Source organism: Actinomadura sp. KC216, from assembly GCF_004348535.1.
Classification (GTDB): domain Bacteria; phylum Actinomycetota; class Actinomycetes; order Streptosporangiales; family Streptosporangiaceae; genus Spirillospora.
The window spans coordinates 1-10,927 of record NZ_SMJX01000280.1; the positions used below are offsets into that span (position 1 = coordinate 1).

The following is a 10,927-nucleotide window of genomic DNA, read 5'->3' on the forward strand; positions in this document are numbered from 1 at the left end:
GTGTATTCGGTGCCGGCTGCGTTGGGGAGGTCGTTTTATATATGGGTTTGGTGATTGGAGGTGTGTGGTGAGGGATTGTTGCGTGGGTGGCGGGGTGGTTCGGTCGAGGGTTGTGCGGGAGTCGGGGGACGCATAGAAGTCCAGGATGGATGCGGGGCGATGGAGAGGCCGGCGGATAATGCAAAAGGGTCGTTTTGTGGGGGGAGTGAATAATGTCGGCGGATGTGTTTTCCTGGGGCTGGCCTGCAAATTCGGGGATTATCGTGCTGCAGAACGATCGCCTGTTGCCGATCGAGGTCTGGGTGTCTCTTGTTTGTCGGTCGAGCATGCTTACTGGGCTACCGTCCACGGGGATCCCATGGTTCGTGAACGGATTCGTGTGCTCGGGGAGGGCCTGCGATGCCGAGTAATTCGCAGAGAGGTCTCCTCGGGCCGAGAAGTGGCCGCCAATCTGGACGGCGGTGATGAGCGGACCTATTCGGGAGCATCGTGGGTTGGTGGAAGTGCTGCTTTGAACGCGTGGTGCGCTGAGGGTGTACACGGGCATGGAGTCGAGCCACTGGACCATGGGCGGCAGAGCCGCGGTGGCTTCTGGAAGCGGAAACGGTTCCACGGGGCGAAGTGGCCGCGAATCCCGGGAGCGGTGAGGGGTGGGGCTATTCGGGCTGGTTGAGGGTTGGCGGTAGTGCTGATTGGGACATGTTGTGTGCTGGGGTGCGCGCGAGTGTGGAGTCGGTCTGCTGGATAGTGGGTGGTTTTTGGAGCGGAAACGGTTCCTTGGATCGAGGAGTGGTCGTGAATTTGGTCGGTGGTGGTGGGTGGGCTTGTTTGGCTCGTCGTGGGTTGGCGGTGTGCTGTTTGGAAGGTGTGGTGTGCTGGGGGTGAGCGCGGGTGTGGAGTTGAGTCGCTGGGTGGTGGAGGTGGGGTGGCTTCTGGGAGTTGTTCGGGTGGACTTCTAGGCCAAGATTCGGACATCGCTTTCCCTGGTGCCCGTCCGGCCCTATGCTGATCAACTTCGCCGACGGGGAAGGGGAAACCGGTGAAGCACAGGTGGATGTACGGGGCCATCGGGGTACTGACCGCAGCGGCCTTGGCGGGCTGTTCCGCGGGGCCGGTCCAGGTGGAGGCGGCCAATGTCGCTGACGCGCAGAAGGTGAGCAAGGTCGCTGAACGGCTGCGACTCGTCATGAACGAGCTGCGGTTTCAGGAGGTTCTCGACACCGCGCCGCCCAGCGCGGCACAACTCCGCACCATGGGGAATCCCGTGGATAAGGAGGCGCAGCGGGCGCGGCCGTTCACCGCGGCCGACCCCAAGCCGATCGTCCAGCAGCCGCAGATGGACGCCACCATCATCGAATTGGACAAGGGTGGCCGTCCTGTGTCGTCCGGCACCGTTTTGATGAGTCCGACCTACAAGAACGGCGTGATCGTGCCGGTCGACCGGAATCTGTCCACCACGAGTGTGCGGTGGCGCCAGTGGGATGACGCGGGCTGGTACAGGAACAAGGGGCAGGGCACCATCGACGTGGTGCCGGGCAGGGAGGGCGCGCCGCTCGACCACATGCTCGACTACCCCGCTTCTGTGTTGAAGCTCATGGTCAACTTTGGGGTTTTGCAGCTCGTCGACAAGGGCGAGATCACGCTGGACGAGACCTACGCCTACGAGCCGACCGAGATCAGCCCGCTGTGCGGCGAGGCCAGCAGCAACACCGTCCGCAAGTACATGGACGCTTCGCTCACCTGGTCGTCCAACGCCGCGTCCTGCGCGCTGATCAAGTTGCTGCACGATCACAAGGCCATCGACCCGCTGAACCAGACGTTCCAGGACCTGGGGCTGGAGACGCTGCAGCTCAAGGGCACCAGGGCGTCCAACGGCGGTCGGTGGTCGAACGAGATCACGATGAGCTCGCTCGACACCGCCAAGCTGCTGACGCTCATCAACGGCGCGCCCGGCACGGTGTGGACGGCGCCCAACGGCAAACCGGTCAAGAGCGATGATGTGCTTAGCCCGGCCTCGCGCAAGTTCTTCCGTGCTGAGCTGGCGCAGCAGGGTTTCAACGACATGCTGTCCAGCACGAACTGGTGCGGCGGGAAGTACCCGGCGGCCGGACTGCCGAACGCCGCCCCGAACCGGTGGGTCGGCGCGGACGGCACCGTGACCGTCGACGGCAACAAGTTCGGGCGCGACGTCCGTTCCTGCAACAAGAAGGCCGAGGTCGCGTTCGCGCACAAGACCGGCTGGGTGAACAATTCGGCCGGTGACGCGGGCATCGTCCGGGCCCTGCGCGGCGAGGGCGGGCGCCACTACGTGATCGTCGTCTTCTCGAACCTCGGCACGCAGTACATCGACGCCGGACGGCCCGCGACCCCGCCCGGCATCTACCCGTTCACCTACACCGAGAAGTTCGCGAAGCTCGGCCGCATCATGGACGCCTACGAGAAGCGCCGCGCCGCCACCGGTCACTGAGCCGCCGGGTTCGGGACGGAGGCCGCACCCCGGCTCCTCGGGTCACGATCAGTGCCCCGAGGAGCCGGCGACTCGTAGCGTCCGGGGAATCGGCCCCGAGGAATCGCCCCGGAGACGCAGACAGTCCTTAAGGAGTGAGTCCGTAGCGCGCGTGGAAGCGAAGCGCATCCGCGAACGGGCTATCCCAGCCCAGGGGTTTATGGTGGGCGGAGGGCCGTTCGTGGCGGCGCTGGTGCGTGGTCCTTCGCGCTTTTGCGGGGCGCGTGTGCGTGGGGGCTACTGGGGGAGGGCGTAGCGGCCGTCGTCCAAGGGGTCGACCAGGCCGTCGGCTATGAGGGCGTCTAGGGCGCGTTCGCGTTGGGGGGCGTCCGACCAGACGACGTCCAGGGCCGGTTTCGCGACCGGTCCCTCGGCGTCGCGGAGGACGGCGAGGATGCGTCCCCGGCACTGGCGGTCGGTGCCCGCGTACGTCTGGCCCCGGCGCGGTGGGCCGTCGTAGGCGGGACGGCCGTTCCGCTGCCACGTGCACTTGTCGAACACCGGGCAGTCGACGCAGCGGGGCGTACGGGCGGTGCACACCAGCGCGCCCAGCTCCATGACGGCCACGGCCCAGCGGGCGGCGGTCGCGGGATCAACGGGCAGCAGGCTTTCGGCGCGTTCGACCTCGGCCCTCGTCTGGGACTTCGGCGGGTATTCGTCGCCGGACATCAGGCGGGCCAGGACGCGCCGCACGTTGGTGTCGAGGACGGCGTGCCGCTGCCCGAACGCGAAACTCGCGACGGCCGCGGCGGTGTAGGCGCCGATGCCGGGCAGGGCGAGCAGCTCCTCGTGCGACGACGGGACCTCGCCGCCGTGCCGCTCGGTGATCGCGCGGGCGCTCTCGTGCAGGCGCAGCGCGCGGCGCGGATAGCCGAGCCGTCCCCACGCCCGGACGGCCTCCCCGGACGGTTCGGCGGCGAGGGCGGCGGGCGTCGGCCAGCGGGACATCCAGGCGTCCCAGACCGGCAGGACGCGCGACACCGGCGTCTGCTGCAGCATGATCTCGCTGACCAGGACGCCCCACGGGGTCGCGTCCGGCGCCCGCCACGGGAGATCCCGGGCGTTCGCCTCGTACCAGTCGAGGACGGGGGCGGTGTAAGCGGCGTTCACGGTGGTGGTGTTCATGGCGCGCCGCCATTGTGGCGCGCGGCGGGTCGTCCCCTCTTTCCGGATCACTGAATGCATACTGACCGCATGGGGGCGACTACTGGACGTAACGAGGACGGTTCTCGGCTCGACCAATACTGGCGGCGCCGCGCGGTGGCCTTGACCGGCGTTCTCGGTGCGGTCGGCCTGCTCGCCTGGGCCTGCGGCAGCGGTGCAGACGACTCAGGGAAGGGCGGGTCAGGAAGGAACGCGGGTGCGGTCTCCAGCGCGGATCCCTCGTCTCCGCCGACGGCGATGCCGACGGTCACCGTCACCACGACCGCCACTCCCGAATCGAAGCAGGTGGACCACGGTGGCCCCTGCCGCAAGGACGATCTTGTAGTCAGCGTGTCGATGCCCAGGGATACCTACGCGGGCACCGCACGTCCCGAGTTCAAGGTCACGGTCGTCAACACGGGCGGGGGCTCCTGCGTGTTCGCCCATCGCGGCTTCGACGTGCGTGTCACGTCCGGTGACGACCGGATCTGGTCGTCCGCCGAGTGCCGCCGCGGTGACTCGTCCAAGGAGACGCTCCGGAGGGGCATTCCCTTCGTCGAGACCATCACCTGGAACCGCATGCGCGGTTGTAAGAGCGGCAGCCCCGCCCGTCCCGGCACCTACATGGCCGTCCTGAAGGGCCACAAGGTCGAGAAGCAGGTCTTCCGCCTCCGCTGACCTGCGGCGATCAGACGTACCGTTCGAGGATCGAGGACTCGGCCAGGCGGGAGAGGCCTTCGCGGACGCTGCGGGCCCTCGATTCGCCGACGCCGCCGACGGCCTGGAGGTCGTCGATGCTGGCGGCCAGGAGTTTCTGCAGGCCGCCGAAGTGCTCGACGAGGCGCTCGACGACCATGCTCGGCAGCCGGGGGACCTTGGCGAGGAGGCGGAAGCCCTTGGGGCTGACGGGCAGGTCGAGGGCGTCGGGGCCGGAGAAGCCCATCACCTCGGCGACCGTGGACAGGTCGAGCAGCTCGGTCGCGGACAGCGTGTCGAGCGCGGTGAGGATGGCGCCCACGCCGCGGGCGCGGGTGTCGTCGGACGGGTAGTCGCGGACGATCAGCTCCCGGTCGACGTCGACGCCGGACACCAGCTCGTCGAGCTGCAACGACAGCAGGCGGCCGTCGGTGCCGAGCTCGACGACGTAGCCCTCGATCTCGTCGGCGATGCGGCGCACCATCTCCAGGCGCTGGACGACGGCGCTGACGTCCCGGACGGTGACCAGGTCCTCGATCTCCAGGGCGGAGAGCGTGCCGGACACCTCGTCCAGCCGCAGCTTGTAGCGTTCGAGCGTGGCGAGGGCCTGGTTGGCCTTGGACAGGATCGCGGCGGAGTCTTCGAGGACGTAGCGGATCCCGTCGAGGTACAGCGCGATGATGTGCATCGACTGGCTGACCGAGATGACCGGGAAGCCGGTCTGGCGGGCGACGCGCTCGGCGGTGCGATGGCGCGTTCCCGATTCCTCGGTGGGGATGGTCGAGTCGGGCACGAGGTGGACGGCGGCGCGGACGATGCGGCTGTGGGTGTCGTCGAGGACGATCGCGCCGTCCATCTTCGCGAGCTCGCGCAGGCGGGTGGCGGAGAACTCGACGTCGAGCTCGAAGCCGCCCGAGCACAGATCCTGGACGGGTTTGTCCCAGCCGAGCACGATCAGGCCGCCGGTGTGGCCCCGCAGGATCCGCTCCAGTCCGTCGCGAATCTGGGTGCCCGGGGCCACCGCGGCCAATGTGGCGCGGCGGCGTTCGTCATGACCCTTGTCGTGTGATGGCACCTGACCCCCGGAGGTCGCTGGACGGCGTCAGTTTACCGAGGAGGGCCGCGCGCCGGTTCCTCCCCTGGTCGCAAGCGTGCGCTGTGCGAGGTAATACTCTGGCGGGATCCAGGTTACGGGGCCGTAAAGGCGACTTGCAGGGCCTGCTGCAGGCTGTCGACCTCCATCACCTTCATGCCCTCGTAGCTCGTGAGCTGCGGGTCGGCGCGTTTGAGCGGCGATCCGTCGGCGAGTTCGAGGGAGCCGCGCGGGACGACGGCGTGCTTGAATCCGAGCCGCGCCGCCTCGGCCAGCCGCCGCTGCACGCCCGGCACGACGCGGACCTCGCCGGCGAGCCCGACCTCGCCGAGCGCGATCAGGCTGCCCGACAGCGACTGCTCGACGGTCGACCCGGCGACGGCGAGCGCGAGGGCCAGGTCGACGGAGGTCTCGGTGAGCCGGACGCCGCCGACCGTCGACACGTACACGTCCTGCTCGTGCATGGAAATCTTGCAGCGCTGCGCGAGGACGGCGAGGACCATCGCGACGCGGGAGGTGTCCAGCCCGGACGTGGCGCGCCGCGGCGCCGGGAGGTGCGACTTCGCGACCAGCGACTGCACCTCGGCGACGAGGGGGCGGCGGCCTTCGAGCGTCACGGTCACGCAGGTGCCGGGGACGGGCTCCTCCCGCCGGGTGAGGAACAGCCCGCTCGGGTCGGGCAGCCCGACGATGCCGAGTTCGGACAGGTCGAAGCAGCCCAGCTCGTCGGTCGGCCCGTAGCGGTTCTTCACGGCGCGGATCATCCGGAGCCGGGAGTGCCGGTCGCCCTCGAAGTACAGGACGACGTCGACGAGGTGTTCCAGGAGCCGCGGCCCGGCGATCGCGCCGTCCTTGGTGACGTGCCCGACCAGCACGACGGTGATGCCGCGTTCCTTGGCCACGCGGATGAGGTTGGCGGCCACCTCCCGGATCTGCGTGACGCCGCCGGGCGCGCCGTCGACCTCGGACGTCCCGATCGTCTGGATGGAGTCGACCACGAGGAGGGCGGGTTCGACGGTGTCGAGGTGCCCCAGGATCGCCGACAGTTCGGTCTCTGCGGCCAGGTACAGGTCGTCGGTGACCGCCCCGACGCGGTCGGCGCGCAGCCGCACCTGCTCGGCGGACTCCTCGCCCGTCACGTACAGGACGCGCTGCCCGTCCTTGCCGGGCTGCTTCGTGCCGTTGCCTTTGCCGGACGGCCCTGGGACGCCGTCTCTGCCGGGCTGCCCCGGGCCGTCCTTGGCGTTTGTGGACGCCAGCGCGGCGACCTCCAGCAGCAGCGTCGACTTGCCGATGCCCGGCTCGCCCGCCAGCAGCAGGACGGCCCCGGGCACGATGCCGCCGCCGAGGACGCGGTCGAGCTCGTCCAGGCCGGTGGCCCGGGTCTGCGCGGACCGCACGTCCACCTGCCCGATCGGGCGCGCCGGCGAGCTGACCGGCCCGGCGGCCACGACCCGCGCCGGGGCCGCGGACGCCGCCTCGGTGACCGTCCCCCAGGTCTGGCACTCGCCGCAGCGCCCGACCCACTTGGACGTCTGCCAGCCGCACTCCGAGCACCGGTAGGCCGCCTTGGCCGTCTTCGCCTTCGCCATGCGCGGAAGCGTAGAGGTCTCCTCCGACAACGCCGGTGCAGGCACGGCGAAGGCCGCGCCTCGCCTTCCCGCGCGCCTCGCCTTCCCGCGCGCCTCGCCTTCCCGCGCGCCTCGCCTCGCTGTGTCGGCGGCTTCAGGTGGTGAGGTTCTTGCGGGCGCGTTCGATGAGGTCGCCCAGGTGGTCGTTGACGACGCCGGGACGCTCCATCATGACCATGTGCCCGGCGGCCGGGACGATCTCCACCCGCGCGTCCGGCACGCACGAGGCGATCTTGAGGCTGTGCCCGGCGGGGGTGAGCAGGTCGTGCTCCGCGCCGATGACCAGGGTGTCGGTGCCCGCGAGGGACGCGCAGTCGCTGATCCCGTCGGTCGTGATCATCGAGTGCAGGAAGCCGGCGAAGGCGTCCATCCGGGTGTCGGCCATCATCTGCTCGGCGAACGCGACGGCGCCCGGACCGGCATCGGGGCCGAACGCGATCAGGTCCTCGATGAGGAGGGTGGCGTGCCGGCCGAGGTGGCGGACCCGCTCGGCGGCGCCCGACCCGGCGCCGAGCGCGCCGAGGGCGCGGGGCAGGAGGCGGTGGGTGGCGCGCGCGAGCAGCGCGGGCGCGCCGAGGGTGACCTCGCCGAGCCCGCCGGACGACGTGCACACCAGCGCCGTGGCGACGATCTTGTTTCCGGCGAGGCCGGGGTTCTCGTCCGCGTACCGCATGATCGTCATCCCGCCCATGGAGTGCCCGACGAGCACGACCGGCGTCCCGGCGGGGACGGTGGCGTCGATGACGGCGCCGAGATCGGCGGCGAGGCGGTCGATCGCGTAGCCGTCGCGGGCGCCGCCGTCGGAGCGGCCGTGGCCGCGGTGGTCCCAGAAGACGAGCCTGCCGAGGCCGCGCAGGGCCCTGCGCTGGAAATGCCAGGCGTCCTGGGTGAGCGTCCAGCCGTGGGAGAACACGACGGCGATGTCGGTGCGGTCCTCGCCGTCGACCTCGGCGTACAGGCGCGTCCCGTCGTCGGCGCGGACGGGGACGGGACGGCCGCGCACCGACCCGTACGGTTCCCCGGCGAACGGGTCGGGCCGCAGGTGCAGGCGGCGCAGGGCACGGCGCTGGACGGTCAGCCCGGCGAGCCCGGCACCGGCACCCGCCGCGCCGAGCGCTGTGGCGGCGAGCGCCCCGCGTACAGCGCGGGCGCGAACGGCGCGTGGGCGTACAGCGCGTCCGCGAACCGCCCGTCCGCTAACGGTCTTGGTGGTCGTTGGTGATCCAGCGGTGACGCGGCTCGACTCGGCGGCACGGCCCATGGCCGGTTCCTCCCGTTCCTCCAGGTCGCGGCACGCGGTCCGGGTGCCGCGAGCGCCTCCGGACCCCATTGTTGTATACGGAGTCCAGTAGACGCCATCACGCGGGGGTCACCTGAGGCTCAGGGGCAGCGCCACCACAGGTTCACCGCGTAGTCGACCTCCAGGCCTGGGTGCTCGCGGAGGCAGGCGTCCGCCACGTCGGGCGGGAACTCGATCCGCAGGACGGCGGCGAAATCGTCCCGGCTCTGGAACGACCACCGGATCGTCAGGGGCTCGCGGGCGAAGCCGTGCCGCGTCCAGAACCGCTCCACGGCCTCCGGGTCGTATTTCGGCAGGCTGCGCAGGAACCAGCGGCCGAACGTCGACCGGGTCGCGTCGTTGTCGATGATGAAGATCGCGCCGCCGCGCCGGACGACCCGTCCCAGCTCGGCGAGGCCCGGCTCGCAGCCCGGCCCGAAGAAGTACGCCCACCGCGCGTGGACGACGTCGACCGACGCGTCCGGCAGCGGCAGCGCCTGCGCCGCGCCGACCCGGACCGTGACGTTCGGCAGGTCCCGGGCGCGGCGCGCGGCCGCCCTGGCGAGGCCCTTGTGCGGCTCGACGCCGATCACGCGGTGCGCGTCCGCGGCGAAGAACGGCAGGTGGAAGCCGGTGCCGCAGCCGACGTCCAGGACGTCCGCCCCGGCCCACGGACGGATCGCGCGCATCGCCCCGGCCAGGACGCCGTCCGGGTCCACGGCGCGGTTCTCCAGCTCGTAGACCTCTGGGGTGTTCCAGATGTTGGGGCTCGGCACGGCGCCCGGTGCGATCTCGGCCACGGGGACAGAGAGTAGCCACGACCGCCGAGGACAAAGGCCGCCTGCCAGGGGATGAAAGGCCACCGCGGTGGGACGAAAGCAGGATCACGCGGGGCGAGGGTTTCATCACGGCCGGGGCCGCATAGGCTTTCCTTTGCGTACAGCACTCTTCGACCGTCGGCCCTACGAACTCGACCGTCGGCCCTTACGAAACTGCCGAGCGACCATTCCTGGCGAGGAAGCCTTGACCGCGCAGCACAACGGCGTCTCTTCACCGGCCCTCCGCGTCCCGGACGCGCCGATCACGCTCTCCACCGCGTCGGTGTACCCGGAGAAGGTACCGAGCGCGTTCGAGATCGCCGCGCTGCTCGGCTACGACGGCATCGAGGTCATGGTCTCCACGGACGCCTCGTCGCAGGACCTCAACGTCCTGCGACGGCTGTCCGACTACCACGAGATGCCGATCAGGTCGATCCACGCGCCGTGCCTCCTGCTCACCCAGCGGGTCTGGGGGCGCGAGCCATGGGGCAAGCTGGTGCGTTCCAAGGAGGTCGCGGAGGAGCTCGGCGCGGAGGTCATCGTCGTCCACCCGCCGTTCCGGTGGCAGCGCGAGTACGCGAAGGAGTTCGTCGAGGGCATCGCCCGCATGCAGGACGAGACCGACGTGCTGTTCGCGGTCGAGAACATGTTCCCGCTCAAGGCGCGCGGCGCCGAGGCGGGCATGTACCTGCCCGACTGGAACCCCGTCGACCAGGACTACCCGCACGTCACGCTCGACCTGTCGCACACCGCCGTCTCCGGCTCCGACCCCCTCGACATGGCGGCCAGCCTGGGGGACCGGCTGCGCCACATCCACCTCGCCGACGGCATCGGCATCACCAACAAGGACGAGCACCTCGTCCCCGGCCGCGGCAACCAGCCCTGCGGGACGATGCTGGAGAACCTCGCCGAGAGCGGCTTCCGCGGGCACATCGTCATGGAGATCAACACGCGCCGCGCGTCCAGCCGCGTCGAGCGCATGGAGGACCTCGCCGAGGCGCTGGCCTTCGCGCGGCTGCACCTCGCCGCCGCCGACCGCACCTGGGAGGTCTCCCCGGCCGGTGAGGTCACCCGCCGGGGCGTCCGGTGACCAGGCAGGTGGACGAACCGGACCGGCAGGTCGACGAACCGGACGCGCAACCGGCGGGCACGAAGGCGGGGACGAAGAAGGCGGGGGCGAAGCGGGGCTCGTCGCGGGGCCCCGGACGCCGCCCCGGGCCGACCGAGACCCGCGAGAAGATCCTCGCCGAGGCGCGCGACCTGTTCGCCGAGAAGGGCTATGACGGGACATCGCTGCGCGCCATCGCCCGCGCCGCAGGCGTCGACCCCGCGCTCGTCCACCACTTCTTCGGGACGAAGGAAGGCGTGTTCATCGAGGCGATGCGCTTCCCGGTGGATCCGGCCACCGTGCTGCCCCGCGTGCTGTCCTTTCCCCGGGACCGGTTCGGCGAGCTGATGGTCCGCACGTTCCTGGACGTGTGGGGCGACGACGAGCGCAGGGCGCCGATCCTCGCCATGCTCCGCTCGGCGATGACGAACGAGCGCGCGGCGGCGCTGCTGCGCGAGTTCGTCACGACGGTCCTGTTCGGCCGTGCCGCGAAGGCCACCGACGCCCCGAAGCTGCAGATCCAGGCTGCCGCGGGCCAGATGATCGGGCTGATGATCCTGCGCTACGTCGTGCGCGTCGAGCCGCTCGCGTCCGCCACCGACGAGGAGCTGGTCGAGCTGGTCGCCCCCACCATCCAGCGCTACCTCGCCTCC

General features: G+C 70.4%; 9 protein-coding genes. 4 read left to right on the forward strand and 5 right to left on the reverse strand.

Translation table 11 applies throughout. From position 1 onward, the window contains the following. Positions 1-1,039: 1,039 nt before the first annotated feature. The gene (locus E1264_RS33240; RefSeq protein WP_132179875.1) at positions 1,040-2,467 is read left to right on the forward strand and encodes a serine hydrolase; all 1,428 of its coding nucleotides are present in this window, start codon (positions 1,040-1,042) and stop codon (positions 2,465-2,467) included. A 276-nt stretch (positions 2,468-2,743) separates the two neighbouring features. On the opposite strand, the gene E1264_RS33245 is transcribed toward E1264_RS33240, so the two are convergent. After that, the gene (locus E1264_RS33245; RefSeq protein WP_132179877.1) at positions 2,744-3,631 is read right to left on the reverse strand and encodes an A/G-specific adenine glycosylase; all 888 of its coding nucleotides are present in this window, start codon (positions 3,629-3,631) and stop codon (positions 2,744-2,746) included. Between the two features lie 276 nt (positions 3,632-3,907). Between E1264_RS33245 and E1264_RS33250 the strand changes: the two genes are divergently transcribed. Then, a complete protein-coding gene (locus E1264_RS33250; RefSeq protein ID WP_132179879.1) occupies positions 3,908-4,327 on the forward strand; it encodes a hypothetical protein in 420 nt (139 codons plus the stop codon). Between the two features lie 10 nt (positions 4,328-4,337). Here the strand turns inward: E1264_RS33250 and disA are convergent, their stop codons facing one another. The 4 genes from disA to E1264_RS33270 all read right to left on the reverse strand — a co-directional run bounded on the left by disA (position 4,338) and on the right by E1264_RS33270 (position 9,148). Continuing rightward, on the reverse strand, positions 4,338-5,420 hold the full coding sequence (gene disA / locus E1264_RS33255) for a DNA integrity scanning diadenylate cyclase DisA (RefSeq protein WP_132179881.1): 1,083 nt from the start codon (positions 5,418-5,420) through the stop codon (positions 4,338-4,340). Between the two features lie 113 nt (positions 5,421-5,533). Then, positions 5,534-7,030, reverse strand: a complete 1,497-nt coding sequence (gene radA, locus E1264_RS33260) for a DNA repair protein RadA (protein WP_132179883.1) — start codon at positions 7,028-7,030, stop codon at positions 5,534-5,536. Between the two features lie 133 nt (positions 7,031-7,163). Continuing rightward, complete coding sequence (locus tag E1264_RS33265; RefSeq protein WP_132179885.1) at positions 7,164-8,330, reverse strand: alpha/beta hydrolase; 1,167 nt, start codon at positions 8,328-8,330, stop codon at positions 7,164-7,166. 119 nt (positions 8,331-8,449) lie between these two features. Beyond that, positions 8,450-9,148, reverse strand: coding sequence for a class I SAM-dependent methyltransferase (locus E1264_RS33270; RefSeq protein WP_132179887.1), 699 nt, complete (start codon positions 9,146-9,148; stop codon positions 8,450-8,452). 223 nt (positions 9,149-9,371) lie between these two features. On the opposite strand from E1264_RS33270, the gene E1264_RS33275 reads away from it, so the two are divergent. After that, positions 9,372-10,256 carry a sugar phosphate isomerase/epimerase gene (locus tag E1264_RS33275; RefSeq protein WP_132179889.1) on the forward strand — a complete coding sequence of 295 codons (885 nt, stop codon included), beginning with the start codon at positions 9,372-9,374 and terminating at the stop codon, positions 10,254-10,256. Then, on the forward strand, positions 10,253-10,927 hold a 675-nt coding region (locus E1264_RS33280; protein WP_279491746.1), incomplete at its 3' end, for a TetR family transcriptional regulator. The genes E1264_RS33275 and E1264_RS33280, both read left to right, overlap by 4 nt.